This window comes from Paraburkholderia sp. GW821-FHT02A12, assembly GCF_059422005.1.
This window is the reverse complement of record NZ_JBWKWA010000001.1, coordinates 2016725-2043494: the sequence shown is the minus strand read 5'-3', so window position 1 is coordinate 2043494 and position 26770 is coordinate 2016725. Positions and strand designations below refer to the sequence as shown.

Here is a 26770-nt window from a genome sequence, read left to right as displayed (position 1 = left end):
CGGATCACTGCAACTCGAGCCACAGCGGCTGATGATCGGACGAGCGGCTATTCTGGTCCACGTCGCAAGCAACGATGTGCGGCGTCAGATCCTCGGTGACAAAGACAAAATCGCAGGCGAACGGTCCGCCGGGCCATTGCTCGTGATCGTATAGACCGACTGTCGCGGCGCGCGGGGCGTTTGGGTGCGCACAGGTCCACGCGTCGGCGAAGGCGGGCGCGCCGGCAATCGGCTCGAGCATCCTGCAATAGGCGGAGTCTGCGAACGCGCTGTTGAAATCGCCGCATATGATGGCGCTCATTGGGCGCGCGGTATCGGCAAACGGACTGTCCGGCTTTTCCGCTTTTGCCGGACGGTGGGCATGGTCGCATGCTTCCTTGTGCACTTCGTGCAGCCTCGCCACTTGCGCCAGCCGTTGTGCTTCGGAGTAGAACTCGAGATGCGTCGTGATGATGCGCAACGGACCGACATCGGTGTCGATTACTGCTTCGAGCGCGACACGCAGCATCGACGGTTCGGCGGGATCGGCGGGCCAAGGCAGCGAATGACGCAGCACTTGCCTGACTGGCAGCCGGCTCACGATCGCATTGCCGAACTGGCGCCGATCTCGCGCGGCCCCGAGCGGCGGAAGATCGGAGCCGATCGCATCGAGCACGGTCGCGTGCGGCAGCAATGCGGCAAGCTCGGCGAACTGATCGGCAGAAGGGCCGCCAGCCAATCCGCCTTGCGCCGGCCCGCGATGAAAGCCGCGCGTGACTTCCTGCAGGCACAGAATGTCGAAATCGCACAGCGCCCGTGCCTCGCGCACGATGCGAACGAGGTCGACGCGGCCATCCACACCGCGTCCCCACTGAATGTTCCAGTCGACGAGACGCATGATGTTCTCCTTGGCGAAACCATCTTGCCAGTTTACTGCCGCAATGCCGGATGGATAAATCCATGCATGCAGAAGAGCCGACAGGCGGTTTGCGTGGCTGCGAGCGAGCCGGCTGCTATTAAGCTGAAGATAAGCTTTCCCCGTCTATCCTGATGATGCGCGCAAGGTGCATAGTTACATTTCGCGCCGTCAATAGCGCGTCTTCAGAACAAGCAATCTGCAACGAGGATATGACGTGAAAAGATTGAGCAAGCTAGCAGTGGCTGTCTCAGCTGTTTTGACCTGCTTGTCGCCAGTCGGCGAGGCCACGCAGACCCTGAATCCGCGCGTCGAAACAAGTCTGGCCAGGAGCATGCAGAGTCGACTCGACGCGCTTGCCCAGCGTGCGGAACCTGGCGTGCTGGGTGTTTCGGTTGTCGACTTGCAGAGCGGCGCTCATTGGGAAGTGAACGCGGACCGCGCGTATCCGATGATGAGCGTCTTCAAGGCGCCGCTTGGCGCGACGGTTCTCCATCAAATCGAGAGTGGTCGGCTCTCGCTGGATCAAACCGTGACTTTGACACGTGCAGACCTGCGCAACGGCGCGAGCGCCATCCGCGACAATTTCAAAGGTGAGCGAATGTCTTTCACCGTGAGGCAGTTGCTGGAGGACGCGGTGAGCCATAGCGATAATACGGCCGCTGACGCGTTAGTAAAGCTCATCGGCGGCCCGCAGGTAGCGACTGCTTTTCTGACCGGGCACGGCATCACCGGTATGCGCATCGACATGGACGAGGGGACGGTGTCGAGTATCTTCAATAACCTCGGTGCCGCCGTCACGCCGCCGGCACACGAGACTGCCGCCGCGCGTGACCGGAGGCTGAGAGACGGCTACTCGGCTTATCTGGCCGACCCGCGCAACCGAACGACGCCGCAGGCCGCGGTTAGTTTTCTCCGCTCACTCTGGCAGGGCCAGTTGCTTTCTGCCGAGTCGACGCGATACCTGCTTGGGCTGCTGTATGCGCAAACGGTCCCTCGTCGTTTGAGAAACGGCATTCCCGACGGTATCCGACTGGCCGATAAATGCGGGACATCGGAAAGCGTCTCTGGAATGACGGCAGCATATAACGATATCGGCATCGTAACGGGACGAGATGGACATACGATTATCGTTGCGGCATTCCTCATGGCATCGCACGCTTCGCAACCCGCCAGGGACGCGATTTACGCCGATCTTGGCCGGGACATTGCGAACCTGGTCCAGTAGCGAAGTCCAGTAGCGAAGCGCGGGGCGAGCCGGATTGAAAAAACGGTTTCGATATGCCTGACGGTCTGCTTGCGGTTTTGCAGCCAGGAGGATCAGAGAACTTTCTTCATGGAGGGAGAGGGGTGGAACACATAGCTCTCGTGCTCATAGAAAGCAATCGCCTCCTGCCGCGCGTCGAGAAACACCGCCGTCATGTCGCGAGCACGCGCATCGGCTTGCGCATATTCCAGCAGGGCGTGACCTGCGCCGCTTCCGCGCGCCTGAGCGTCGACCACAAGGTCATCGACGTGCAAGTGCGCCCCGCGCGCCAACGTATGGACAGGCCTCATTCCGATTACGCCAATGAGCTTGCTGTCCTGAAACGCTCCAACAAGCTCGTAGCCGGAAAACGATTGCCGGCGTGCTCGCCGCAGAAACTCGTCCAGATCCAGAGGGCGTAATTGAGCGATGATGGGAAATGCTTGCGCCCATTGCGCTGGGGAAAGTCTTCGGATATCCAGACTGGTGCGGCGATTTGCAGTCATGGTTTCGGTCCGTCCTCGTTGGAAAAGTCTCGATTTTTGCACACAATTTAAATTGCTTTCCTTTCTGCGCAGCTCCGATTTATTCTCCTGTTCGCAATAGATCCAGAGGCCCAATGACGGTAAGTTGGACCGCCGACAACGGTAACAGCGGGAAGGCGACGCTTGCCGCCGCGTGTCACCGATCGCCGACAGGCAGAGGCTCCCTTTGCGGACGGTGCCGGAGAACCACCCGCTCGACCGAATCACACGCGTGACGTCGCCACAAGAACCATGGTGTTCAAGGCTGGCTTAGCAGGTTCTGCACTAACCCAGCAGCGCCAGCAGCGCGCGGTGATCCGAATCCAGTAACATAATCATAACCACCTGAAGCGTTGCAAATGGCGCCACAACTGCCATTGCTGCCAGTCGTGACATCATTGTAGGCGTTGTAGTAGGCAGTCTTGCCAATGCTATAGAGTGTGTTATAGGTGGCAGAAAGTTTTAATTTTCCAGCGGCAACGCGCATGGAATTGGCGATTGCAAATAGTCCGGCCCATTGCGGTGCTCCCGCACTGGTACCGCCCACTTTAAACCAGCCTGATTGCCCGAGGTAGCTGACAGAGTCATAGACGGCGAATCCGGTATTTGGATCGCCGTTGTAAGCGACATCCGGAATGCCGCGCTTTCCAGCATAAGGTAACGGCCATGCAGCCTGGCCAGCCGGTTCTGTCTCATAGGCGCTAAGACCGCCGCCACTCCCGCTCCACGCGGTTTCGCCGATGTAATTGCCGTACGGATCGACATTAAGGGTAGTGCCGCCAACACCAACGACGTATGTCGAAGCAGCCGGGTATTCAGAACCGTAACCGCTATCCCCTGACGACGCCAGGAAGGTCACGCCAGGGTGATTGTTATTGTTGAAATGACTGTCATAGGTGGTCTCCGAACTGAATTCGCTCGCCCCGAAGCTCATGGAAACCGTCGATGCGCCATTCTGCATTGCCACATCGACTGCCTTCATCAGATCGCTGAAGCGACTCGTCGCTGCTTCAACCAGCAAGATCTTTGCTTTGGGAGCAATCGCATGTGCCCACTCGACATCAAGAGACATTTCGATTGCCCAACCGGCATCGGTCCTCGGTTTGCTGCTGCTCGCGTATATCTTGCGGAAACAGCCATTGGGAGTCGTGCATGACGGCAGACCGAACGTGGAGCTGAATACGCCAAGGTCAGATTCGATATTCGGCTGATCATAAGCATCGATGATGGCAATCACCATGCCTTCACCCTGATTGGAAATTTCGTCAAAACCATAGGCATGCCGCACTGTAGCGGGTGCCAGACCGATTGGCGTGGCAGTGCTGACACCCGGCTTTATGTGAAAAGGCGGGCGTGCATAGCCTTTGGGAGGACGCATGCCTTCGGTGTACGAAACCGACAGACTATCCTGCTGAGCCGTCGCTGGAATGGCGAAGCCGATTGACGCGCCAAGTAGAACCGCAAACCCGGCTTTGGGGAAATTTTTCATTTTTCGATTCCCTTACTTCATGTGTGATCCCCGACTTCCAGGCTGACTACACTACGGCCAAGCCGCTTGTTGCCGAGGCGCAGATTGAACATCGCAAGATTGCGATTGGTGGTCCGTCGCCTGACACTCAGGCTCTTCGATCAGCTTGAATGCCGAACTCAGGAAGGTTGGCCGCCACACGCAGTTGCATGTGCGCATGGTGTGGCCAGACCAAGGCTGTATGAGGGTGTGGTCCACGCTGAAGTGTTCGCCGGGAACCCAGTTTTTTCTGTGCAATCGCCAACACTTCATTGAAGAAACAGATCGGCATCGACCTTGTCCGGATGGGGCGTGTCAACGCGATTTGTCACTCTGTCGCTCCGGCGCTGCCGCCCAGATACGCTGCGCGAACCCGGCTATCCTGCGCCAGATCCCTGGCAGGGCCGGCAAGCGCGATGCGGCCGCTTTCCAGCACGTAGGCACGATGAGCGATGCGCAGTGCCTGCCGTGCGTTCTGCTCGACGAGAAGGATCGAGGTGCCTTCGTTGCAGATGTCGGCAATCATGCCGAAGATCACCCGGACCAGCTTCGGCGCCAGTCCCATGGACGGTTCGTCCAGCACGACGACACGTGGCCGCAGCATCAGGGCGCGCGCGATTGCCAGCATCTGCTGTTCGCCACCGCTGAGCGTGCCCGCCAACTGGCTGCGTCGCTCTCCGAGCCGCGGGAAAGTCTGATAGACCTCGGTCATCCGCTGTTCCAGCAAGGCGCCGTCGGCCCGGATCAGATAGCCGCCGAGCCGCAGATTTTCCTGGACTGTCAGCGCCCCGAACATGCGACGGCCTTCCGGCACATGACCGAGACCCAGGGCCACGATCTGGTGAGCCCGCAGTCCGGCGAGCGTGTGCCCGGCCATCACGATCTGTCCAGCACGTGGGCGAATCAGGCCGGAAATGGCGCGTAGTGTAGTGGTCTTGCCCGCCCCGTTGCTGCCGAGCAATGCCACGATCTCACCTTCCGCGACATCCAGCGATATGCCATGCAGAACCTCTACGTTCCCATAGCTCACATGCAGATCGCGGATTTCTAGGAGTCCCACAGCGATTTCTCCCCGGCGGCATCGTCGGCCGCTTCGTCTATCCCGGCTGTACCGAGATAGGCGTCGATCACACGCGGGTCGGCCTGGATCTCGATTGGCGGACCCTCGGCGATGATGACGCCATGGTCCATGACGATGATCCGGTCCGACACGCCCATCACCAGCATCATGTCGTGTTCGATCAGCAGCACCGTCACGCCAAGATCCCGAATACGCCGGATCAATTCCATCAGTGCGTGCTTCTCGGTCGGATTCATTCCCGCTGCCGGCTCGTCCAGCAACAGGAGATGCGGGTTGCTGGCGAGCGCACGAGCGATCTCCAGCCGGCGTTGGTCGCCATAGGGCAGGTCGGCCGCGCGTTCGCCCGCCCGGGCGCCGAGGCCGACGAAGCTGAGCCAGCCGAGGCCCTCTGTCGCGTGATTTTCCGCCTCGGAACGAGCGGAGGATAGCGCGAGCAGCTCGGCGATCAACTGAGCCCGGAGCCGATGATCCATGCCGATCAGCACGTTCTCGAAGGCAGTCATGTTGGCAAACAGGCGGATGCCCTGGAAGGTGCGCGCGATGCCGCGATGGACGATGCGATGAGGTGCTCCGCCAACCAGCGAGGCGCCGCGCCAGAGAACCTGACCGCCGGTCGGACGGGTCACGCCGGTAAGACAATTGAACACTGTGGTCTTGCCGGCGCCGTTCGGGCCGATCAGGCTGAGAATCTCACCGCGGCGCACCGTGAAACTGACGTCGCCGACCGCCAGCACCCCGCCAAAGCGGCGCTGCATGTTGCGCACCTCGAGCAGGATTGCATCGGTGACGCTCTCCCGGGGCGCGGGCTTTGCGGCGACCGCGCCCTCGCGTGGCGGCGCCACGCGGCGCAGTGGCGCCGGCCACAGGCCTTGCGGCCGGAGCAGCATCAGGATCACCAGCCCGATCGCGAACCCGAAGATGCGCCAAAGGTTGAGAAAACGCAGCATCTCGGGCAGGCCGGCAACGATGACGGCGCCGAGTATCACGCCAGGAATGCTCCCTCGACCGCCAAGCACGACGATGATCAGGATCGTGACGGACTGCAGATAGGTGAAGCCGGTCGGGTCGATCGTCCCGAAACGCGCAGCGAACAGGCTGCCGCCAAAACCGCCGATCAATGCGCCCATCACATAGGCAAGCAGTTTGACGCGCAGCGTCGGCACGCCGACGGCCTCGGCAGCCGCCTCGTCCTCGCGGATGCTGGTCCAGGCGCGGCCGAGCCGCGACTGGCCGAGCCGGATCGCGAACCCGAGCACCAGCACGAGGAACGCGATGCCCAGTTCGTAGACCGCATGGGGCGAACTGATCTCGTAACCGAACAGGCTGGGGCTGTCGATACCGTAGATGCCGTTCGGGCCGCCTGTAATCCGAAGGTTGGTGGCAATGATGCGCGTGATCTCGCCGAAGCCAAGCGTGACGATCGCCAGGTAGTCGCTGCGCAGCCGCAGTGTCGGGTAGCCAATGACGATGCCCGAAGCGCCGGCAAACGCAAGGCTGAACGGCAGCGTTTCCCAGAACGAGAAGTGCAGCAGTGTTTCCAGCAGCGCCGTCGTGTAGGCACCGATTGCAAAGAAGGCTGCATAGCCCAGATCCAGCAGCCCTGCATAACCGACCACGATATTCAGCCCGAGGCCGAGGATCGAATAGGTGGCGATGGTCAGGCCGACATCGACGATATAGCTGCTGGCGACAGCCGGCAGCGCCACGGCGGCGACAAGAAGACCTGCGCCGGCCGCAGGGCGGCGCCAACGCGCTGAAGCTTGCGGCGCGCCCATGGTCTACATTCTCTCGACGACGCGTTCGCCGAACAAGCCAGTCGGCTTGATCACGAGCACACCGATCAGCACGCCGAACACCAGCACATCGGTCCACTGCGACGAGACATAGCCGGCGCCGAAGGCCTCGAGCAGGCCGATCAGGATGCCGCCGGCCATCGCACCAGGAATGTTGCCGATGCCGCCGAGAACGGCGGCGGTGAAAGCACGAAGACCCAGCACGAAGCCCATGAAGAAATTGATCTGCGTGTAGTAGAGCCCCTCCATGACACCTGCCACGGCGGCCAGCACCGAACCTAGCAGGAAGGTCAGCTGGATCAGCCGCTCGACATTGATGCCCATCAGACGTGCCGCGTCCTGATCGATCGCCAGCGCGCGCATTGCCGTGCCGAGGAAGGTGTGATGGACGAAGAAATACAGCGCCAGCATCAGCGCGAGGCTCGCCACGATGATGCCTATCTGTGTGAAGCTGACCCGCACGCCGAGCAGATCGAATCCTGTCTGGCTGAGCACATGCGGATAGGTGTCGAAGCCGGCGCCGTAGAGCAGCAGCACGCCGTTCTCCAGCGCGAGAGAAACGCCGAGCGCCGTGATCAGAATCGACAGCCGCGGCGCGCGCAACAGCGGCTGGTAGGCCAGCCGCTCGATGGCGAGGCCAAGGGCGCCGGTGACCGCCATCGAGGCGACGAGAGCAATCAGCAACGCCAGGGCGAGCGGCAGGTGCGCCGCGGCCAGCACGGTCAAAGCGGTCCAACCGACGAACGCACCAACCATGAACAAGTCGCCGTGAGCGAAGTTGATCAGCCGGATAATCCCGTAGACCATCGTGTAGCCGAGGGCGACGAGGGCATAGAAAGAGCCGGTGGTCAGCCCCTCGACGACGAACTGGAAGAAGGTGCTCATGGCCGGGCGCAGCGCGCGACAGAGCCTACTTCATCGCCACCCAGTGTCCGCCTGCATCGAGCCGCTGGTAGGGCGTGAAATTGCCGCCGCGCACGATGATGACGATATACACCGCGTTGCTGCGGTCACCTTTCGGATTGAAGCCGATCGTCCCGGTCACGCCCTGGTAACCCGAGATCTTGTGCAGGGCAGCACTGATCGCCGCGGGCGCCGTCGATTTTGCGTTCGCGATCGCTGTTGCGGTGACCCCGACGGCATCGTATTCGTAGACGGAATAGGGGCCGGGCGCTTGTCCGTAGGCCTTCGTATAGTCGTCGACATAGCCGTGCGCGGCGCTCAGGAACTGCGCCAGCGGCGCTGTGGTGATGACCATGTCGTCGGCCGCGGGGCCGGCTGTTTTCATCAGTGTGGGGTCGTTGGTGGCGTCGCCGCCCATCAGCGTCATCTTCAGGCCCAGCTGTCGCGCCTCCTTCACCATCAGGCCGGCTTCGGCGAAATAGCCAGTGTAATAAATGACGTCCGGCTTCAGTGAGGCAACATGGGTCAGCGTGGGCGAGTAGTCCATCTGGCCGGGCGTGATCGCATCGTCATAGACGACATCGACGCCGTTCTTCTTCAGGGCTTCCACCGTGTTGTCGGCGAGGCCCTTGGAATAGGTCGTGTTGTCGTTGATGACCGCCGCACGTTTCGCGTGCAGGAAGTTCTTGATGAAGCTGGCCGCAAACGGACCCTGCTCGTCGTCACGGCCGATCGTGCGGAACACGTTCGCGTAGCCCATCTCGGTCAGCTTGGGATTGGTCGATGCGTCCATCACGTAGGGAATGCCGACGCGGTGAAATGTCGTCAATTCCGGCAGCGCCGCGCTGGAGCAGTAGCCGCCGGCCACTGCAACGACGCCTGCATCGACAAGTTTCTGCGCCGCCTGTACCGCCGTTTGCGCGTCGCAGGCGTCGTCTTCCGGCACTAGCTCGATCTGCTTGCCGAGCACGCCGCCGGCCGCATTGATTTTGGCGGCGGCCAGCTTGGCGCCGTTGACGATGTCCTGGCCGGCATTGGCGCTGCTGCCCGACAGCGGCACGGGCACGCCGATCTTGAGCGTGGCGCCCTGGCTTCGCGCCAAACCGGGGATCGTGCCGGCGAGCACGGCCAGAGCGGCCATGGCCGCGATGGTTGTTCGCCGCAAAACGCGAACTGCGTCGGGCGTGCCATTCTTCCGAGCAATCATGTTAGTCACTCCTTATTGTGAAAGGGATCGAAGCGATCCGCCACGCGGATAGACCGGTGACATCAGAAAGCGGACGAAAACGTGCGTGCTGGATCAATGGCTTGTCTGGCAGGCTCATCGCAGCGCCGCGACGAAAGTGATCCTTTCATAATAGGTCTCGACGCACATCGGACGGGATAGGGTATCCGCGTATAAACCACCATCCAACGTGTCGGCAGCGCTATATTTGAACGGCTAGCTGCTTTGCATGGGACCGGAGTAAGCGCTAAAGCGCTAACTCCGGCCGACAGCTCTGCATGGGGCTGGAGTAAGTGCTCTGCATGGGATCGGAGTAACGCGCTATGGGGCTGGAGTAAGCGCTATGGGACCAGAGTAAGCGCTAAAGCGCCAACTCTGGTCGACACGCTAACTCCAGCCGACAGCTTTGCATGGGAGTCACGCATGAAAAGCATAGTGCTGGGGGGCGGAATCGCAGGCGTCACGGCCGCCTGGTACCTCGCGAAAGAGGGCCGCGAGGTCACGGTGATCGACCGCCAGCCGGACGTCGCGCTCGAGACCAGTTTTGCCAACGCTGGGTTGGTTGCGCCGGGACATTCGTATACATGGGCCTCTCCGCGTGCGCCGAAAATCCTGCTGAAGTCGCTCTTCGTCGAAGGGCAGGCGCTGCGCCTGAAGCTCAACGCGGACCCGCGCATGTGGATCTGGTGCCTCCAGTTCCTGCGAAACTGCACGGCGGAGCGCTCCCGGGTGAACACGACGCGCAAGGTCACGCTCTGCCGCTACGCGCAGACGCAACTGCAACGGCTGACCGCCGCCGAGAACCTGCAATACGACCGCATCAGCCGCGGCCTGTTATATCTCTATCGCGACGAAGCATCTTTTGCGCGAGGCGCGCAGAACATGTCGATCCTCAAGGACAACGGCCTGCCGCTCAAAACGCTCGATGCGGCACAGGTCGTCGCACAGGAACCCGCGCTTGGCGCTGCGCGTGACAGGATTGCCGGAGCAATCTATTGCCCAACCGACGAAAGCGGCGATGCGCACCTTTTCACCCGCGCCTTGAAGACGGCGTGCGAAGGCCTTGGCGTGCGTTTCGAATTCGACACGCCGATCAGCGCAATCGAGGCGTCAGGCGACCAGATAGTCGGCGTGCATACGCCGGCGGGACTCGTGCAAGGTGACGAGTTCGTCCTGGCGCTCGGTTCCTGGTCGCCAATTCTTGCGCGTCGCTTGGGTTATCGGCTACCGGTGTATCCGGTAAAGGGCTACTCGGCCACTTTCCCGATCGGGCCGGATCACCGTGCGCCGGATCTTGGCGGCGTCGATGAGAACAACCTCGTGGCGTGGGCGCGTTTTGGCCGGCGGCTGCGCTTTACTGCAACTGCGGAATTCGCCGGCTATGACACCCGCCACACACCCGCCGACTTCACGACCATGCGGCAGGCCGCACGCGAGCTGTTCCCCGGCGGCGCCGACTATGACAGTCCGTCCTACTGGGCCGGTCTGCGCCCGATGACGCCGGAGGGTACGCCGTTGATCGGCCGCACGCGTCACAGGAACCTGTATCTGAACACCGGTCACGGACACATGGGGTGGACGATGTCGTGCGGCACCGCGAAACTGCTGGCCGACATCATGACCGGTCGCCAACCCGAGATCGACATGACAGGGATGACACTGAAATGAGCACTGGTGCACTGCAGGGCGATGCCTACGCAAAACTCGATTTCGTGCTGGACGACGGCATCTGCTGGCGTGCCGCCATTGGCCTCGTGGTGCTCGCCACCGATCATACGATCGAACACGAATGGCGCAAGCTGCTGACGCAGGACGGCGTGGCGTTCTACGAAAGCCGGGTGTACAACTCGGCGGACATCACGCCCGAACGACTGATGGAAATGGACTCCCGCATTGCAGCGGCGGTGGCGCTGATTCGCCCTGGCGAGCGGATCGACGTCGTGGCGTTTGGCTGCACGTCGGCATCGATGGTGATCGGCGAGGAAAATGTGTTCGCGCGCATCCGCGAAGCACGTCCCGGCGTCGCCTGCACCACGCCCATCACCGCTGCGCTCACGGCGTTGCGCGCGCTCGGCGTGCGGCGAGCCGCACTGCTGACGCCCTATGTGCGCGCAATCAATAACACCATGCGCGACTACATCGAGGCGCGGGGTGTCGGAGTCACGCGGATGGCGTCATTCGAGCATGCGAACGATAACGAAGTTGCGCGGATTGACGCGGCGTCTCTGCGAGCCGCCGTCGAGCACCTTGCACAGAACGCCGACGTGGACGCCGTTTTCGTGTCTTGCACGAGCTTGCGCATCGCCGGGCTCATTCCAGAACTCGAGGCAAGGATCGGCAAGCCAGTGATATCGAGCAACTTCGCGATGGCCTGGCACGCGTTGCGCCTCGCAGGTGTGGAGGATTGCGAGCCTCATCTGGGGAGCTTGTTCGCGCTTTGATCGTAGATCAGGCGCGTGACCCGGGAGCAATCAGAACGGCTGGTTATCCTCGTGTTCATGCAGCGTTCATGCAGCGGGTTTGCAAATCGTAGCCGTAAGCTGTTGCCACCATCCTGGTGAAATCCCTTAACGACGCGCGCCGATGGTATCGCTACCCTCGGCGGCATTGAACAGACCGTTGCGGGTTCGGCCTGCACGGCACGATGGTAGCGCTACCACGGAGAAATCAGTGTCATCGAACCGCAAAACACCTGAGCAGCTTCGCAGCTATCGCTGGTACGGCGTGAATGACCTCCGCTCGTTCGGCCACCGTTCCCGCACGGCGCAAATGGGGTATCACGCGTCGGATTACATGGGCAAGCCGGTGATCGCCGTCGTCAACACGTGGAGCGAGATCAACTCCTGCCATACGCATTTCAAGCAGCGCGCGGAAGAAGTGAAGCGGGGCATCTGGCAGGCCGGAGGCTTTCCGGTCGAAATGCCGGTGATGACGCTCGCCGAACCATTCCAGAAACCGACCACCATGCTCTATCGCAACTTCCTCGCGATGGAGACGGAGGAGTTGCTGAAGTCTTATCAGTTCGACGGTTGCGTACTGATGGGCGGCTGCGACAAGACCACGCCCGGCTTGCTGATGGGCGCGATCAGCATGAATCTGCCGACGATCTTTCTGCCGGCCGGCCCGATGCTGCGCGGCAACTGGAACGGCCGCACGCTGGGTAGCGGTTCGGACACCTGGAAATACTGGGCTGAATTGCGGGCCGGCAAGATCACGGAAGAGGAGTGGGAGGGCATCGAGAGCGGCATCGCGCGCTCGCCCGGTCACTGCATGACGATGGGCACGGCGTCCACGATGACGAGCGCCGCCGAAGCGCTCGGGCTGACCTTGTCCGGATTTTCGTCGATCCCCGCAGTCGACTCGCGGCACGCGCAATTCGCATCGCTCACCGGCCAGCGGATCGTGGAGATGGTATGGACCGATCAGAAACCGTCGGACATCCTGACCGCCAAGTCCTTCGACAACGCCGTCACGACCGTGCTGGCGATGTCGGGCTCGACCAACGCGATCGTTCATCTGGTGGCCGTGGCGCGCCGCGCCGGCATCGATCTGACCACGGCCCGCTTCGACGAACTGGCGCGCATCACGCCGGTCATCGGCAATCTGCGTCCGGCCGGCCAGTACCTGATGGAAGACTTTTTCTATGCAGGCGGTCTGCGCGCGCTGCTCGTCGAACTGGGTGAGCTGATCGACGGATCGCAGATGACGGTCAACGGCTCGACGCTCGGCGAAAACATCGCGGGCGCGGAGATCTTCAACGACGACGTGATCCGCAGGCGCGGCAATCCGCTCGTCGCGAGCGACGGCCTTGCGGTGCTGACCGGCAATCTCGCGCCGGACGGCGCCGTGATCAAGCCGGCGGCGATGGAGGCGCATCTGCTGAAGCACCGCGGTCCCGCTGTCGTGTTCAAGGACTACGCCGATATGGCCGCGCGTATCGATTCGGAAGCGCTGGAGGTCACAGCCGATTCCGTGATCGTGCTGCAGCACGCGGGTCCGGTCGGCGCGCCAGGCATGCCCGAGTGGGGCCAGTTGCCGATTCCGCAAAAGTTGCTGAAGCAGGGCGTGCGCGACATGCTGCGCATTTCCGATGCGCGCATGAGCGGCACGAGCTACGGCGCGTGCGTGCTGCATGTGGCGCCCGAATCGTTCGTCGGCGGACCACTCGCGCTCGTTAAGGACGGCGACATGATCGAGATGGACGTGCACGCGCGCCGCTTGCATCTCGAGGTCAGCGATGCGGAACTCGCCGCGCGCAAGGCCGCATGGCAGCCACCGAAACGTCCTTTCGAGCGCGGCTTCGGCGTCATGCATCAGTTGCACGTGACGCAGGCCAACAAGGGCTGCGACTTCGACTTTCTTGAAGAGCCCGTAAAAGCAGCCGCGCAGCCGCATGCAACGTCAGCCGTTCTGACCGGGCAGCCTGACCACGATGGGTCGGCCACGAAGCGCACCGAGCCCGAAATCCACTAACTCGTGCAGAGCCTGTCATGGCCGCATCCGATATCCCCGTCAGCGAAGCGACGCTCGAACAACTCCGGTACGTCAGCACGGCCACGTTGACGACCCAACTCTTCAAGCGCGGCCTGCGCAATGTTTTCCTGCAAGGCGTCGCGCCGCTCGTCAAACCGGCGCCGGGTACGCCGAACGTGGTCGGCCCGGCGTTCACGCTACGCAACATTCCCGCACGGGAAGACCTCGATCACGTCGGCGTCTTCCTGGATCCGGACCATCCGCAGCGTAAAGCCGTCGAGACGGCGCCGCCGGGCAGCGTGCTGGTGCAGGACTGCCGCGGCGAGCGCGCCGTTGCGTCGGTCGGTTCGATTCTCGCACTGCGTCTTCTCCCGCTACTGAATCATGCCGAATCACAAGCCGAGCGCCGCGGCCGCGCCTGACGTGCCGGAGCCGACGGTCACGCCCGCCAAGCGCCGGCGCGGCGGCCCCAAGGGCCTGCGCATCACCGATGTCGCCGCGTTGGCCGGCGTCGCGCCGATTACGGTGTCGCGTGTATTCAACAGCCCGGAGACGGTCGCGCCCGAAACGCTCGAACGGGTGAGGCAGGTCGTGCAGAAGCTCGGTTATGTGCCCAATCGCCTGGCCGGCGGCTTGTCGTCATCGCGCTCGCGGCTGATCGCGGCCATCGTGCCGACTATCGCTCACTCGCTCTTTTCGGAAACGATCCAGGTGTTCAGCGAGACGATGACGCGCGCCGGCTATCAGGTGCTGCTGGCCCTGAGCGGCTACAGCGATTCGAGTGAGGAGGCGCTGCTCGACGCGGTGCTGAGCCGGCGCCCCGAGGGCGTGTTGCTGACCGGTGTCGCGCATACCCAATCCTTGCGCGAGCGATTGCGCAACGTGGGCTTGCCGATCGTCGAAACGTGGGACATGACCGAGACTCCGATCGACATGCTGGTTGGCTTTTCGCACTATCAGATCGGCGTGGCGGTGGCCGAGCATTTTTTGCAACGCAATGTGCGCGCGCCCGGCCTGGTCTCCGCTAACGACGACCGCGCACTCGCGCGCCGCGACGGTTTTCGCGAGCGGCTGGCTCAGGCCGGCATCCACGAGATCGCCGAAGTGCTGGTGTCGCCGCCAAGTTCGGTGGCCGTCGGCAAGGCCGCGTTGCCGACGCTGATCGAACAGGCGCCGCATCTGGACGCTGTGTTCTGCGGCTCTGATCTGCTGGCGATCGGCGTGCTCGGCGCGGCCAGGCGTCTTGGGCTGGACGTGCCGTCGCAGTTGTCGATCTGCGGCTTCGGCGACCTCGAATTCGCCACTGAAACCACGCCGCAATTGACCACGGTGCGGGTGGACGGCACGCGCATCGGACGCACGGCCGCGCGTTGCCTGCTAGACCGGCTGGCGGGCAACGACAAGACCAGGGTGACCGATGTGGGTTTTCATATCGTCGAACGCGAAACGACCTGAAAGCAGCATGCAGGCGCTTTCCGAGGGTGTCGAGGCCGGTCGGATCACTGCTGCCCAGGTCGGGCTGTGCCTCAGGGACGTTTACATGTCCGACCGCGAGGGTGGGCGTCGCCAGCAGGATGAATGCGAACTGGCAGTGTGTGAAAATGCTTCTCGACCTTGGCATCAAGTCGGTGGATGCATGACCAAACGCGCACTATGACGACCTCGGTGAGAGATTGCCAGTCGGTCTCTCACCGAAATGCCTCTGATCGAGACGGAGGAGTGTAGAGCATGTCGCGCTTTCCCAGCTTTCAAAGCTTGCGGCCGGCGGGAGTGCGATCGGTCCGGCTGACCACCGGACTGGTGCTGTTCACCTACGTGGGCTCGCACCTCCTGAATCACTCGCTGGGGAATATCTCGCTCGCGTGGCTGGAGCGTGATCTGCTTGTGCAGAAGTTCATCTGGCAAGGATGGTTTGGAACGAGCGTGCTGTACAGCGCGCTGGTGACGCATTTCTTCCTGGGTCTGTGGGCCCTGTATGAGCGGCGTTCCTTGCATTGGAATCCGGCTGAGGTGACGCAGCTCGTCCTCGGCCTATGCATACCACCCCTGCTAGCCAACCATCTCGCGAATACGCGCGTGGCGTTTGCCGAGTTCGGCCTGAACAAGGGTTACGCGCAGTTGCTGTATTCGTTCTGGATCGCTTCGCCGTTCTTCGGCCGTGCGCAGCTGATGCTGTTAGTGGTCGCGTGGCTGCATGGATGTTTCGGACTCTGGTTCTGGTTGCGGTTGAAACCATGGTTTGGGGCGTGGCGCAGCGTGCTGCTGAGCGTCGCCGTGCTGCTCCCGGTGCTGGCGCTGCTAGGCTATCTTCAGGGCGGGCGGGAAGTGTTCGCGCTTGCGCAGGATCCTGTCTGGCGCGCCGCGGCGATTCGGCCAACGATCATCGGGACGGAACGGCAAAACCTCTGGCTCGCCAATCTGCGCAACGATTTTTTGCTCTTCGATGGTGGCGCGCTTCTGCTGGTACTCGCAGCGCGGCTGGTGCGCACGGTGCGGGAGCGTCGTGCCGGGCGGCTCTGCATTCTGTATCCAGACGGGCGAAAGGTATTCGTGCCGCTCGGATTTTCGGTGCTGGAGGCTAGCCGCATGGCCGGCGTTCCCCATGCCAGCACATGCGGTGGCCGAGCCCGATGTACGTTGTGCCGGGTGCGCGTGCTCAGCAATGTGCCGTTGCCGGTGCCGGCCGAGGCGGAGCGGCGTGTTCTGGAGCGGCTGGGCGCTGACTCACAGACAGTGCGCCTCGCTTGCCAGTTGCGGCCGACCCATGATCTCTCTGTATGGCCGCTGGTGCCGCCGGGCGCATCCACGGCCTTTCTGCAACGGCGCCAGCGCGACGTCATGCCGCAAGAGCGATTCGCGGCGTTCATGTTCGTGGACATGCGGAATTCCACACAGCTTGCGGCGGCACAATTACCATTCGACAGCATATTCGTGGTCAGTCGCTTCCTGAGTGCGGTCTGCGCCGCAGTGGTCCAGGCGGGAGGCCTGCCAAACCAGTTCCTGGGGGACGCTGTGCTCGCGATCTTTGGCTTACGCAGCGAGCCGGCCGCTGCTTGTCGCCAGGCGCTCAGCGCGGTGCCGCTGGTGGCCGCCAATATCGACGAACTCAATGCTGCGCTGGAGCAGCAACTGCAAACGCCGATCCGGTTCGGCATTGGATTGCATTGCGGCCGGGCTGTCATGGGTGAGATTGGTTTTCGCGAGCATGTGACGTTTACGGCGATTGGTGACCCGTTGAACGTAGCCTCGCGACTTGAGCAATTGACAAGAGAGATCGATTGCGAGGCTATTGTCTCGGAACAGGTGTTCCAGCATGCCGGCGTTTCGGCCTCAGGCCTGCCGGAGCTTACCGCACGTCTGCGAGGCCACAATGACCCAGTGCCCGTCCGCGTGCTGTCCAAGGCGGTGCAGATGCCTCGGGCCTGACACTTCGAGATATTGCCCGGCACTCGGCGCTTCTCCCACGGCAGCTTGCAAAACGGGATGCTCGTCTCCGCCGCACGGGATCGAGTCAAAACTCGCGCAGTGCGATGTGTGCGCCATCGGGTCCTCCCTGCAGCAGCCCCCACGCGAAGGCGCCGTGCGCCCTACCTGTCAACGTCGGGCGTCATTTCCCCGGATCAGAACGCGTGGCAGAAATCTCCACGCCCTGCTGGTGAGCTGATTTGACGCTCGGACCAAGATGTTTTCTCGAGGGCGCGGGAATATCCGGCGGCGAAACGGCGTCTACTCATTACGCATCACACAAAACGTTCAGAACGTCTGAAGTGAACAAATTCTCAATGGTCGCCCCTTTCTCTGGTCGTACTAGCGCTTGACGAGTGCATTTGCTCAAGGCAAGACCCGCGCCGAGGTCTATCAGCAGCCAAGCTGAAACGCGCGTGGGTCAACCCGCCAGTTGGGTGGGTAATCGGGGTGTGGCTGAACCCGACATTGAGGAGGTTTTCGATGGCTGCACAGAACAGCAAACGGCCGAGCGGGCAGAAGACGATCGCACTCGCACTGCAAGGCGGCGGGATGCACGGCGCGTTCGCCTGGGGCGTGCTTGATCGACTGCTGGAGGACGGCCGGCTTGAAATTGAAGGCGTCAGCGCGACCAGTGCAGGTGCAATGAATGCGGCCGTGCTGGCCTACGGTCTACAAAAGGGTGATGCCGAAAACGCGCGCCGGGCGCTGCACGACTTCTGGCGCGCCGTTGCGCAATCGGCAGAGAGCTACGATCCCTTCGGCAAGATACCCTGGTTGAAAGGAACCCACACGTTCGGACTGGACCACTCGCCCATGTACCTGCTGGCGGACATCGTTCTTCGCATCCTCTCACCTTACCAGTTCAATCCCCACAACATGAATCCGCTGCGCGAGATACTGGAGCAACACGTCGATTTCGCCGCGCTGCGCAGACATTGCCCGATCCATCTATATCTATGCGCAACTAATGTCGAGACCGGCAAAATAAGAATATTTTCTAGCCAGGACATGTGTATAGAGGCGGTGCTTGCTTCAGCCTGCCTGCCAACACTGTTCCAGGCGGTAGAGATCGGCGGCCAACACTACTGGGACGGCGGCTATGTCGGTAACCCGGCAATTTTCCCTCTGATCTATAACTGCAGAACGCAAGACGTGGTGATTGTCCACATCAATCCGATTGTGCGCCCCGGCGTACCGACCACGGTGGCCGACATCCTCAACCGCATCAACGAAGTGAGCTTCAATTCGTCACTGATGCGTGAGATGCGCGCAATCGCCTTCGTCACCAAACTGATCCAGCAAGGCAAGGTTGAGCTCGGCGGAATGAAGGAAATGTTGATCCACTCGATTCGGTCCGACCAGACAATGGCCGCACTCGGTGTGTCGAGCAAATACAACGCCGACTGGGACTTCCTCTGCTCTTTGCGTGACAAGGGACGGACCGAGGCCGGGGCATGGCTCGAGGAAAACTACCGCCACATCGGCCAGCGATCGAGCGTTGACATCGGCAAGGAATTTCTTTAGGCAAAAGACGCTCATAAAAAAGGGAGGGCTTCATCCTGCTGATGGCACCTACGTGGACACGGGTTTGCGCGTGGCCGAAGCACACGAACTAGTGCATCCACCGGCTGAATCCGCAGATCTCTTAGGGACACGCCCGTCTTAGCCAACAAGCGCTTCCGCGTTGTACCCCTGAAGCGCATGCGCTTCGCTGGCGTAAGAAAACGCCGCCGGCCCAGGCAAATTGCTCGACCGGCAACATCGGGGGGCCGCTAGTGCTCAACACCCACACTTCCACTGCGGCTGCTGCAACGTCATCCCGTGCTGCCCCTTGTACGCGGCGACCGCAGGCGAGGTCCATCCCTCCAGCATCTGCGGAGCGAGCCGGTAGATCTCGATGCCGAGCGGACGGCATACCTCCAGCGGATCGCGCGCGTCCGGCCCCCACATCGGCAACGACAGATCGCCGCCCGGGCAGGTCGACAGCGCGCACAGCAGGTCGATTTCCGCGAAGAACTCGAGGTAATCACCCTTCTTCGCGGGGCATGCCTTCATGAAATACTTGTCTTCGAGATTCAGCCCGGTGCACTGGAACACGTTCAGCACGTCGTGCACGTCGTATTCGGTCAAGCCATATGGAGCGATTGCGCGCGTCAGGTTCGAGTGGCAGTGGAAATGGAAATCCTCGCCGGTCAGCATGCGGTTCACGTACGGATCGCAACGCGTGCCGAGCAGGTCGTGGACGCGACCGCCGTGCTCGTCGACGCCGTAGTCGGCCAGGCTGTCGTCCGTGATGGTCACCATCGGACGCAGGAACGGCAGGGTCGACCAAAGACGGTCGAAGGTGCTGACGTGCGCCTGTTGCAGCTGGCGGGTGCGCGAGGCCCACATGCGCTCGCGCGGGTTGTGCTGGTTCCACATGTTCAGGTCGGCGACTTGCGGGCCTTCGATCGTCACAATCCGGAACACGTGACCGGCCGGCACGGTCCACGCCTGACCCGAACGGATCGGCACGACGATGGATTCGACCAGCGTGCGCATATCGTGCTCAGAGGCGATGCGTTGATAAAACGCTTTGTCGGGGTCGAGCGCGGATCCCTTGGTCGACTGATAGGCGGCGGGGTAGTTCAACATGACGGAGACTCCTTCATAAGACATGCGGACAGGCTACGCCTGCCACGCGCTGTAGCCCGTTTGGGCAGTGGCCGTTATCGGTGAATGAAATTGGAGTGAGGGTGTAACGAATCAGAGTGTGCTTCCTTCAGCCGAGGGTTGAAAGGGCGCGCAGCTACGCTAACCCGGCTCAAAGCGAAAACTCATCAAATATGAGTTGCCGAAGCCACTGATTGCTGGGTTCGCGATGATTGCGCGCATGCCAGAGAACGTTAATCGAGATATCTGGAATCTTGATGGGACACGGCGCCGACTCGAGACCAAACGGAGCGAGTGTTCTCGCCGCATAAGCCTCTGGAACAACGGCGATCAGATCCGTCGTCTGAAGGATGTGTCCCACAGCCACGAAATGCGGTACGCGCAGACGCATGTGACGCGTTACACCGGCGCGCTGGATGGCCGTATCGACCATGCCATGGCCTGTACCCTCCGCCACAATCGAGACATGCTCCGCTTGCCAGAATGCTTCTGGAGTCATGCCGGTCCTGGCCAGTGGATGGTCTTTGCGAAAGATGCAAACGTATCGCTGCCTGAAAAGACGCCGCTGAAAGAAACCTGTCTTGAGGTCGGGTAGGAATCCGATTGCGAGGTCGACACGTCCCGTCTCCATATCCTCGCTAAGCGTGTCGGCATGATTGCGCACCGTGCTGATAGAAATGCCCGGCGCAACCTGAGCGAGCCGCTTCATGAGGGCGGGGAGAAAGTAGATTTCTCCGATATCGGTCATCGCCAGTGTGAACGCACGAGTGCTGGACGCTGGGTCGAAGTTCGATGTCGCATTCAGCGTGTTGTATATCGCACCGAGCGCATAGCCGATGGGCTCCGCAAGCGTCTCAGCCAGGGGTGTCGGGATCATTCCTTTCGACGTTCTGAGGAATAGTTCGTCCCCCAGCAGTTTTCGCAGCCGATTGAGCGCGTTGCTAATGGCAGGCTGGGAAATCCCTAGTGTGTTCGCGACTGCCGATACACGGCGTTGCCGAAGTAGCTCATTGAATACGACCAGTAGGTTGAGGTCGATATCTTGAAGTTCCATCCGTGGTCTCCTCCTTTTGATCACCATTATCACGACCGGTGATATCAACTATCAAGCAGTTTCTATTTATCAATAGGGTTGTCGGCGGCATCATGAATGCACCCACTGACCAGCTCGGAGACACTGGCGCCATGGAAGTATCTATTCTGCCGCTTCAGCGCATGCTCGACGTGCGCGCCGGCGAAAACCTGCTCGAAGTGCTGCGTGCCAACCAGATTCCCATCTCATACAGTTGCATGGCTGGCCGCTGTGGCACATGCCGCTGCCGGGTCGCATCCGGCCGCGTGCTGGTGACGGGTAGCGGGGACTCGAATGCACCGTTGAGTCGGGGCGAGTCCGTGCTCGCATGTCAGACGACCCTCGTTGAAAACTGCTCGATCGAGATTCCGGAGGTGGACGAAGTGGTCGTTCATCCGGCGAAGATCCTGAAGTCGATCGTGCTCGGCATCGAAGACCTGACGCACGATATCAAGCGTCTGCGCCTCGGGCTGTCCAGGCCGCTCGAATTTTCACCAGGTCAGTACGCGAATCTCCAGTTCACGCCACAGCATATTCGCCCCTATTCGATGGCGGTGACGCAGAACCCTGAAGAGATCGAGTTTCATATCCGGCTTGTACCGGATGGCCGCGTTACTTCTTACATTGCCCGCGATCTGAAAGTCGGTGACCCGGTGCGGATCAGTGGTCCGCTTGGGACTGCATACCTGCGCCGAAAAAACGCTGCTCCCATCGTTTGTATCGCTGGCGGTACTGGACTCGCGCCAATTCTCTCGATCCTCAGGGGCATGGCTGACGCAGGAATGAATAACCGTGTCCACGTGTATTTTGGGGTTCGCTCGAATATCGACGTATACGGCGAACCCTGGTTGAGGGAGTTGCAAAGCCGGCTTCCCCACTTGAAGTTTCACGTCGTCGTCGCGTCCGGTGAGAAGGTGGACGGTTTCCGCAGCGGTGTTGTAACGCAAGCCGTGGGTGACGACTGGAGTGACATGCGCGGCTGGAGCGCGTACGTCGCCGGCGCTCCGGTCATGGTCGACGCGGCATCGATACTGCTCAGGCAGAAGGGTGTCGAGCCTGAACGCATCTACGCCGATGCTTTTTATCCAAGTGGCGTCTGACGGACCCGCAGCGTCAAAGAAATTCAATCATAGGAGACAGGTATGAACGAGGCTCCCGTTGTATTCAAGAAATCGGAGTGGAAGGGGGAAGGCTCGAGCCGCATTCCATTCTGGGCATACACAGACGAAGACGTCTATCGCCGCGAGCTCGAGCGTTTCTTTTACTCGGGTCACTGGTGCTACGTCGCTCTCGAAGCAGAGATCCCGAACCCAGGCGATTTCAAGCGAACGGTTATCGGCGAGCGGTCCGTTATCATCAGCCGGGCAGCCGATGGCGAAATCTATGCGGTGGAGAATGTTTGCGCACATCGGGGCGTTCAATTTTGCCGTGAGAAGTCGGGCAACCGAAAAGACTTCACCTGCCCCTATCACCAGTGGAACTACGACCTGAAGGGCAATCTGGTTGGCGTTCCGTTCCGTCGCGGCGTGAAGCTCGATGGCAAGGTCAACGGCGGTATGCCCGCCGATTTCGATCCGAAAGCGCACGGCCTCACCAGGCTGAAGGTCGCAGCGCGTAACGGCGTCGTGTTTGCCTCTTTCGATCACGACGTTCTGCCGCTGGAGGAGTATCTGGGTCCGACGATCCTGCGCTACTTCGATCGCGTCTTCGACGGACGCAAGCTGACTATTCTCGGCTACAACCGGCAGCGCATTCCGGGCAACTGGAAGTTGATGCAGGAGAATATCAAGGATCCCTACCACCCCGGACTGCTGCACACGTGGTTCGTCACGTTCGGGCTATGGCGAGCCGACAATAAGTCGGAACTGAAGATGGATGAGCACTTCCGTCACGCAGCCATGATCTCGACACGCGGTGCCGCAGGCAAAAGCGAAGTGACGTCTGGCGTCTCGAGCTTCAAGGAACAGATGCACCTGAATGACGCTCGAATTCTCGATATCGTCAAGGAAGATTGGTGGGGCGAACCGACGGCCGTCATGATGACGCTGTTTCCAAGCGTGATCATCCAGCAGCAGGTCAACTCCGTGTCGACGCGACACATTCAGCCTAACGGCCACGGAGCATTCGATTTCGTGTGGACGCATTTCGGCTTCGAAGACGACAGCGAAGAGATGACGCGGCGTCGACTTCGTCAGGCCAACCTGTTCGGCCCGGCTGGCTTTGTTTCCGCCGACGACGGAGAAGTCATCGAGTTCTCGCAGGAGGGTTTTGAGCAGAAGCCGTTCCATCGAACGATTGCCGAACTGGGCGGCCGCGAAGTGGCCGACGCCGATCACATGGTGACCGAAACGCTGATTCGCGGGATGTATGACTACTGGCGCAGTGTCATGGAGGTTTGAGATGCTCGATTTCACTACATACCAACAACTGCTAGCGCTTTACTCGGACTACGCATCTGCCATTGATAACAACGAATGGGATAAGTGGCTAGCGTTCTTTACGGAAGAGTGCGAGTACAAGGTACAGCCTCGTGAGAACTTCGACCGGGGCCACCCGCTCGCGACCTTGGCATTCGAAAGCCGCGGCATGTTGAAAGATCGGGTCTACGGCATGACGGAGACGATCTTTCACGATCCGTACTACCAGAGGCATGTTGTGGGTACCCCACGCATCCTGCACGTAGACCAGGAGCGTATTCGTTCCGAGGCGAACTATGCCGTCTTTCGTACCAAGCCCGATGAGATTTCCACCGTTTTCAACGTCGGTCGCTACATCGACACGATTCGCCGCACGGACGACGGCCTGAAATTTGAATCGCGCGTGTGCGTTTTCGATAGCGAAATGATCGCCAACTCGCTGATTTATCCGATTTGAGGTTTGCCATGACACAACAATGGACCAAGGTCATCGAGCTGGTTGCAGTCCCGAATGACGACGTCGTCGCGATACAAGCTAGCGGGAAGGAGCTCGCGATCTACGGCGTAGACGGAGACGTATTCGCCACGGACAACATCTGCACGCATGGCCACGCGCGATTGTGTGACGGTTTTCTGGAAGGGCACGAAATCGAGTGTCCGCTGCATCAGGGACGTTTCGATATCCGCAACGGGAAGGCGATGTGTGAACCGCTGACCGCGGACATCAAGGCATATCCCGTGAAGATCGAGGATGGCAGCGTCTTCGTCCAGATCTAGATTGTGCCGAGCCTTGGAAGTGTCTCGAAGTTAAATCCCTGACGTCCCGCTAGCCGCAATGTCGGAACAATTTGCACTACAGGGGGCGTCGCCGATCCAATCACCGGAGACGTGTATGACCGCAAATACGCAATTCGAACAACGCGCGGCTTATTACGGACAGATCGCCCAGCAAAAATTGGCCCCGTTGTGGGAATCGCTGCACAACCTCGTTCCGAAGCAGCCCAAGCCGCATGCCGTTGCCGCGATCTGGAAATACGCGCAGATACGTCACCTCGTCTTGCAGTCCGGGGCGCTGATCAGCGCGGAAGAAGCGGTGCGCCGCGTGCTGATCCTCGAGAATCCCGGCCTGCCCGGCAAGTCGAGCATGACGCCAAATCTTTATGCGGGCCTCCAGCTAATCCTACCCGGCGAGATTGCGCCGAGCCATCGTCATACCCAGTCGGCTTTGCGCTTCATTGTAGAAGGTGAGAGCGCATGGACCGCCGTCAATGGCGAGCGCACGGTGATGCGCCCGGGCGACTTCATTATTACGCCGTCGTGGACCTGGCACGACCACGGCAATTTGACGGTTGAGGAGCGCGGTGTACCGGTGGTCTGGCTCGATGGGCTCGATATCCCGCTTGTCGCGCATCTGGACGCGGGTTTCGCAGAGAGTTTTCCCGAAGCGACGCAGCCTGTTACTCGGCCCAAGGGTGACAGCTTTGCTCGCTATGGCCACAACATGCTGCCGGTTCGGCACAAGGTAGAGGATCCCACGTCGCCGATTTTCAGCTACCCGTACGAACGCAGCCGCGAGGCGCTCGATCGCCTGTACCGCAACGGCGAGCACGACGAGTGGGACGGTGTAAAGCTGCGTTACGTGAATCCTGCGACGGGCGGCTATCCGATGCCGACCATTGCTACCTTCATGCAGTTCCTGCCGGGCGGATTTCGCGGGCGGACTTATCGCAGTACCGATGCAACCGTTTACTGCGTTGTGGAAGGGCGCGGCGCGGCACATATCGGCGAACAGACTTTCACGTTCGAGCCGCACGACGTTTTCGTCGCGCCTTCGTGGGCACAGGTGCGTCTCGACGCGAACAGCGACGCGGTGCTGTTCAGCTACTCGGATCGTCCGGTCCTGGCTGCACTGAATTTGCTACGCGAAGAGCGCGCTTGAAGTCACTTTTAACTATTTTTCAGGTTGAACACTATGGCATTCGTTTTCACTCCAGAGGCGCCCGTCGCTGTTCCTGTCGTCGGCGGGGACGACAAGTTCGCTGTGCGCCGCGTCTATTGCGTCGGCCGTAACTATGCGGCACACGCTCGCGAGATGGGTTTCGATCCGGATCGCGAGCCGCCGTTCTTCTTCTGCAAGCCGGCTGACGCGGTGGTACCGGTTGCGTACGGCGAAACGCTCGATCTCGAATACCCGTCGCAAACGTCGAACTATCACTACGAAGCGGAACTCGTCGCGGTGATCGGCAAGGGCGGCTCAGACATTCCCGTCGAAAAATCACTCGACTACGTCTGGGGCTATGCGGTCGGTCTGGATATGACGCGCCGTGACTTGCAGATGAAAATGCGTGAAATGGGCAGACCGTGGGAGCTGGGCAAAGCATTTGACCGCTCCGCGCCGCTGGGTCCGATTCACCCGGTTACGAGCGTTGGTCACTTCGAGAACGCAGGCTTGTGGCTCACGGTGAATGGTGAAACGAAGCAGAAGAGTGACGTGTCGCACCTGATCTGGTCGGTTGCGGAAACGGTTGCTTACCTGTCGCAGTTCTTCCGCCTTGAACCCGGCGATGTGATCTTCACGGGCACTCCGGAGGGCGTCGGCGCGGTCAGAACCGGCGACACGATAAAAGTCGGTGTTGAGCGGCTCGGCGAGCTGACCGTGCGTGTTGTTTGACCGTGCTCAGGAGGGTGTTGCCGTGGAGCTCTACAGCTTTTTCAATAGTTCGACGTCGTACCGCGTGCGCATCGCGCTTGCGCTGAAGGGTCTCGATTTTTCGTACGGGCAAGTCAACATCCGCACCGGCGCACATCGCGACGCTCGTTACGTCGCTGAAATCAATCCTTCAGCAGCGGTGCCCGCACTGGTCGACGGCGAGTTCCGCCTTGGCCAGTCGCTCGCGATCATCGACTACCTCGATGAGCGCCATCCGGAGCCACGCCTGATTCCCGACGATGCGCACGAGCGGGCGCGAGTGCTTGAGTTGTCAAACCTGATCGCGTGCGATATTCATCCGCTCAACAATCTGCGCGTGCTGCGGTATCTGCAGGATGAGCTGAAGGTGACGCCCGAGCAGAAGGATGCGTGGTATCGGCACTGGATCGCCGAGGGTATGACGAGCGTTGAGCGCCTGCTCGCGCGCGCCGATGCTGAAACTGCTGCCCGTGGCGCCGCTGGTCCGTGGTGCTTCGGCGCGAAGCCTACGCTAGCCGATGTGTGCCTCGTGCCGCAATTTGCCAACGCGCAGAGAATGGGGTGCGATATGAGCGCTTATACGAGGAGCCTCAGGATCTATCAGCACGCGAATGAACATCCCGCGTTCGAGCGTGCGAAGCCGCAGAACCAGCCCGATTACGTGTCGGCTTGATAAAGCCAGGCGAAAAGAAAAAGGAGGCAGCCTTCCATTTGCAAATATGAATGCAGATGGAAGGCGACGTCCCACAAACTCTTCCAGCTCGTCGCCAGCAACTTCGCCTATTGGACAAATTTATCGCCCACCAGTCGCCCGCGTTCGCAAGC

At 60.9% G+C, this 26770-nt stretch carries 23 protein-coding genes and 1 pseudogene; 15 read left to right on the top strand and 9 right to left on the bottom strand.

Annotated features, from left to right (window positions below):
- Positions 1–4 precede the first annotated feature (4 nt).
- Positions 5–877, bottom strand: a complete 873-nt coding sequence (locus AC07WT_RS09135) for an endonuclease/exonuclease/phosphatase family protein (protein WP_494946820.1) — start codon at positions 875–877, stop codon at positions 5–7.
- Between the two features lie 235 nt (positions 878–1112).
- Here AC07WT_RS09135 and bla point away from each other — a divergent pair, with 235 nt between their 5' ends.
- Positions 1113–2123 carry a class A beta-lactamase gene (gene bla, locus AC07WT_RS09130; protein ID WP_494946819.1) on the top strand — a complete coding sequence of 337 codons (1011 nt, stop codon included), beginning with the start codon at positions 1113–1115 and terminating at the stop codon, positions 2121–2123.
- 92 nt (positions 2124–2215) lie between these two features.
- On the opposite strand, the gene AC07WT_RS09125 is transcribed toward bla, so the two are convergent.
- From AC07WT_RS09125 to AC07WT_RS09100, 6 genes are all read right to left on the bottom strand, one after another.
- The gene (locus AC07WT_RS09125) at positions 2216–2647 is read right to left on the bottom strand and encodes a GNAT family N-acetyltransferase (RefSeq protein WP_492593360.1); all 432 of its coding nucleotides are present in this window, start codon (positions 2645–2647) and stop codon (positions 2216–2218) included.
- 277 nt (positions 2648–2924) lie between these two features.
- A complete protein-coding gene (locus AC07WT_RS09120; RefSeq protein ID WP_494946818.1) occupies positions 2925–4154 on the bottom strand; it encodes a S53 family peptidase in 1230 nt (409 codons plus the stop codon).
- A gap of 346 nt (positions 4155–4500) precedes the next feature.
- Positions 4501–5232 carry an ABC transporter ATP-binding protein gene (locus tag AC07WT_RS09115; protein ID WP_492593362.1) on the bottom strand — a complete coding sequence of 244 codons (732 nt, stop codon included), beginning with the start codon at positions 5230–5232 and terminating at the stop codon, positions 4501–4503.
- Positions 5220–7028 carry a branched-chain amino acid ABC transporter ATP-binding protein/permease gene (locus AC07WT_RS09110; protein ID WP_494946817.1) on the bottom strand — a complete coding sequence of 603 codons (1809 nt, stop codon included), beginning with the start codon at positions 7026–7028 and terminating at the stop codon, positions 5220–5222. The genes AC07WT_RS09115 and AC07WT_RS09110 overlap by 13 nt, the downstream gene beginning before the upstream one ends.
- 3 nt (positions 7029–7031) lie before the next feature.
- Positions 7032–7931 carry a branched-chain amino acid ABC transporter permease gene (locus AC07WT_RS09105; protein ID WP_492593364.1) on the bottom strand — a complete coding sequence of 300 codons (900 nt, stop codon included), beginning with the start codon at positions 7929–7931 and terminating at the stop codon, positions 7032–7034.
- A 25-nt stretch (positions 7932–7956) separates the two neighbouring features.
- Positions 7957–9075: a branched-chain amino acid ABC transporter substrate-binding protein gene (locus AC07WT_RS09100; protein ID WP_494946816.1), complete on the bottom strand. Its 1119-nt coding sequence runs from the start codon at positions 9073–9075 to the stop codon at positions 7957–7959.
- Positions 9076–9597: 522 nt separating this feature from the next.
- Between AC07WT_RS09100 and AC07WT_RS09095 the strand changes: the two genes are divergently transcribed.
- The 7 genes and pseudogenes from AC07WT_RS09095 (at position 9598) to AC07WT_RS09065 (ending at position 18639) form a co-directional block, all read left to right on the top strand.
- Positions 9598–10842 carry a D-amino acid dehydrogenase gene (locus AC07WT_RS09095; protein ID WP_494946815.1) on the top strand — a complete coding sequence of 415 codons (1245 nt, stop codon included), beginning with the start codon at positions 9598–9600 and terminating at the stop codon, positions 10840–10842.
- Positions 10839–11615 (top strand): maleate cis-trans isomerase family protein, encoded by a 777-nt coding sequence (locus tag AC07WT_RS09090; RefSeq protein WP_494946814.1) that lies wholly within the window; start codon positions 10839–10841, stop codon positions 11613–11615. Before AC07WT_RS09095 ends, AC07WT_RS09090 begins: the two co-directional genes overlap by 4 nt.
- Before the next feature lie 229 nt (positions 11616–11844).
- Positions 11845–13647, top strand: coding sequence for an L-arabinonate dehydratase (araD, locus tag AC07WT_RS09085; protein WP_494946813.1), 1803 nt, complete (start codon positions 11845–11847; stop codon positions 13645–13647).
- Between the two features lie 17 nt (positions 13648–13664).
- Positions 13665–14015: pseudogene (locus AC07WT_RS09080) on the top strand (RraA family protein); the annotation flags it as partial.
- 16 nt (positions 14016–14031) lie between these two features.
- A complete protein-coding gene (locus tag AC07WT_RS09075) occupies positions 14032–15102 on the top strand; it encodes a LacI family DNA-binding transcriptional regulator (RefSeq protein WP_494946812.1) in 1071 nt (356 codons plus the stop codon).
- 468 nt (positions 15103–15570) lie between these two features.
- Positions 15571–17073: an adenylate/guanylate cyclase domain-containing protein gene (locus AC07WT_RS09070; RefSeq protein ID WP_494946811.1), complete on the top strand. Its 1503-nt coding sequence runs from the start codon at positions 15571–15573 to the stop codon at positions 17071–17073.
- Between the two features lie 522 nt (positions 17074–17595).
- Positions 17596–18639: a patatin-like phospholipase family protein gene (locus AC07WT_RS09065; protein ID WP_494946810.1), complete on the top strand. Its 1044-nt coding sequence runs from the start codon at positions 17596–17598 to the stop codon at positions 18637–18639.
- Positions 18640–18894: 255 nt separating this feature from the next.
- Here the strand turns inward: AC07WT_RS09065 and AC07WT_RS09060 are convergent, their stop codons facing one another.
- A complete protein-coding gene (locus AC07WT_RS09060) occupies positions 18895–19749 on the bottom strand; it encodes an urea carboxylase-associated family protein (protein WP_494946809.1) in 855 nt (284 codons plus the stop codon).
- Positions 19750–19918: 169 nt separating this feature from the next.
- Positions 19919–20821 (bottom strand): LysR family transcriptional regulator, encoded by a 903-nt coding sequence (locus tag AC07WT_RS09055; protein WP_494946808.1) that lies wholly within the window; start codon positions 20819–20821, stop codon positions 19919–19921.
- A 131-nt stretch (positions 20822–20952) separates the two neighbouring features.
- Here AC07WT_RS09055 and AC07WT_RS09050 point away from each other — a divergent pair, with 131 nt between their 5' ends.
- The 7 genes from AC07WT_RS09050 to maiA all read left to right on the top strand — a co-directional run bounded on the left by AC07WT_RS09050 (position 20953) and on the right by maiA (position 26618).
- The gene (locus tag AC07WT_RS09050; protein WP_494946807.1) at positions 20953–21939 is read left to right on the top strand and encodes a 2Fe-2S iron-sulfur cluster-binding protein; all 987 of its coding nucleotides are present in this window, start codon (positions 20953–20955) and stop codon (positions 21937–21939) included.
- Between the two features lie 42 nt (positions 21940–21981).
- Positions 21982–23238: an aromatic ring-hydroxylating dioxygenase subunit alpha gene (locus AC07WT_RS09045; protein ID WP_494946806.1), complete on the top strand. Its 1257-nt coding sequence runs from the start codon at positions 21982–21984 to the stop codon at positions 23236–23238.
- A gap of 1 nt (position 23239) precedes the next feature.
- Positions 23240–23713: an aromatic-ring-hydroxylating dioxygenase subunit beta gene (locus AC07WT_RS09040; protein WP_494946805.1), complete on the top strand. Its 474-nt coding sequence runs from the start codon at positions 23240–23242 to the stop codon at positions 23711–23713.
- Between the two features lie 8 nt (positions 23714–23721).
- Positions 23722–24033, top strand: a complete 312-nt coding sequence (locus tag AC07WT_RS09035) for a non-heme iron oxygenase ferredoxin subunit (protein ID WP_494946804.1) — start codon at positions 23722–23724, stop codon at positions 24031–24033.
- A 115-nt stretch (positions 24034–24148) separates the two neighbouring features.
- Entirely contained in the window at positions 24149–25195 is a 1047-nt protein-coding gene (gene gtdA, locus AC07WT_RS09030; RefSeq protein WP_494946803.1) for a gentisate 1,2-dioxygenase, read from the top strand.
- 33 nt (positions 25196–25228) lie between these two features.
- Positions 25229–25927, top strand: coding sequence for a fumarylacetoacetate hydrolase family protein (locus tag AC07WT_RS09025; protein WP_494946802.1), 699 nt, complete (start codon positions 25229–25231; stop codon positions 25925–25927).
- A gap of 22 nt (positions 25928–25949) precedes the next feature.
- The gene (gene maiA / locus AC07WT_RS09020; RefSeq protein ID WP_494946801.1) at positions 25950–26618 is read left to right on the top strand and encodes a maleylacetoacetate isomerase; all 669 of its coding nucleotides are present in this window, start codon (positions 25950–25952) and stop codon (positions 26616–26618) included.
- Positions 26619–26770: the final 152 nt, after the last annotated feature.

Excerpts from the sequence above, each read along its gene's own strand:
- AC07WT_RS09035 (WP_494946804.1), top strand. The coding sequence starts at position 23,722 with ATGACACAACAATGGACCAAGGTCATCGAGCTGGTTGCAGTCCCGAAT.
- AC07WT_RS09045 (WP_494946806.1), top strand. The coding sequence starts at position 21,982 with ATGAACGAGGCTCCCGTTGTATTCAAGAAATCGGAGTGGAAGGGGGAA.
- AC07WT_RS09125 (WP_492593360.1), bottom strand. The coding sequence starts at position 2,647 with ATGACTGCAAATCGCCGCACCAGTCTGGATATCCGAAGACTTTCCCCA.
- AC07WT_RS09065 (WP_494946810.1), top strand. The coding sequence starts at position 17,596 with ATGGCTGCACAGAACAGCAAACGGCCGAGCGGGCAGAAGACGATCGCA.
- AC07WT_RS09050 (WP_494946807.1), top strand. The coding sequence starts at position 20,953 with ATGGAAGTATCTATTCTGCCGCTTCAGCGCATGCTCGACGTGCGCGCC.
- AC07WT_RS09120 (WP_494946818.1), bottom strand. The coding sequence starts at position 4,154 with ATGAAAAATTTCCCCAAAGCCGGGTTTGCGGTTCTACTTGGCGCGTCA.
- AC07WT_RS09060 (WP_494946809.1), bottom strand. The coding sequence starts at position 19,749 with ATGTTGAACTACCCCGCCGCCTATCAGTCGACCAAGGGATCCGCGCTC.
- AC07WT_RS09090 (WP_494946814.1), top strand. The coding sequence starts at position 10,839 with ATGAGCACTGGTGCACTGCAGGGCGATGCCTACGCAAAACTCGATTTC.
- AC07WT_RS09135 (WP_494946820.1), bottom strand. The coding sequence starts at position 877 with ATGCGTCTCGTCGACTGGAACATTCAGTGGGGACGCGGTGTGGATGGC.
- AC07WT_RS09040 (WP_494946805.1), top strand. The coding sequence starts at position 23,240 with ATGCTCGATTTCACTACATACCAACAACTGCTAGCGCTTTACTCGGAC.
- AC07WT_RS09095 (WP_494946815.1), top strand. The coding sequence starts at position 9,598 with ATGAAAAGCATAGTGCTGGGGGGCGGAATCGCAGGCGTCACGGCCGCC.
- AC07WT_RS09055 (WP_494946808.1), bottom strand. The coding sequence starts at position 20,821 with ATGGAACTTCAAGATATCGACCTCAACCTACTGGTCGTATTCAATGAG.
- AC07WT_RS09075 (WP_494946812.1), top strand. The coding sequence starts at position 14,032 with ATGCCGAATCACAAGCCGAGCGCCGCGGCCGCGCCTGACGTGCCGGAG.
- AC07WT_RS09025 (WP_494946802.1), top strand. The coding sequence starts at position 25,229 with ATGGCATTCGTTTTCACTCCAGAGGCGCCCGTCGCTGTTCCTGTCGTC.
- AC07WT_RS09110 (WP_494946817.1), bottom strand. The coding sequence starts at position 7,028 with ATGGGCGCGCCGCAAGCTTCAGCGCGTTGGCGCCGCCCTGCGGCCGGC.
- AC07WT_RS09105 (WP_492593364.1), bottom strand. The coding sequence starts at position 7,931 with ATGAGCACCTTCTTCCAGTTCGTCGTCGAGGGGCTGACCACCGGCTCT.
- gtdA (WP_494946803.1), top strand. The coding sequence starts at position 24,149 with ATGACCGCAAATACGCAATTCGAACAACGCGCGGCTTATTACGGACAG.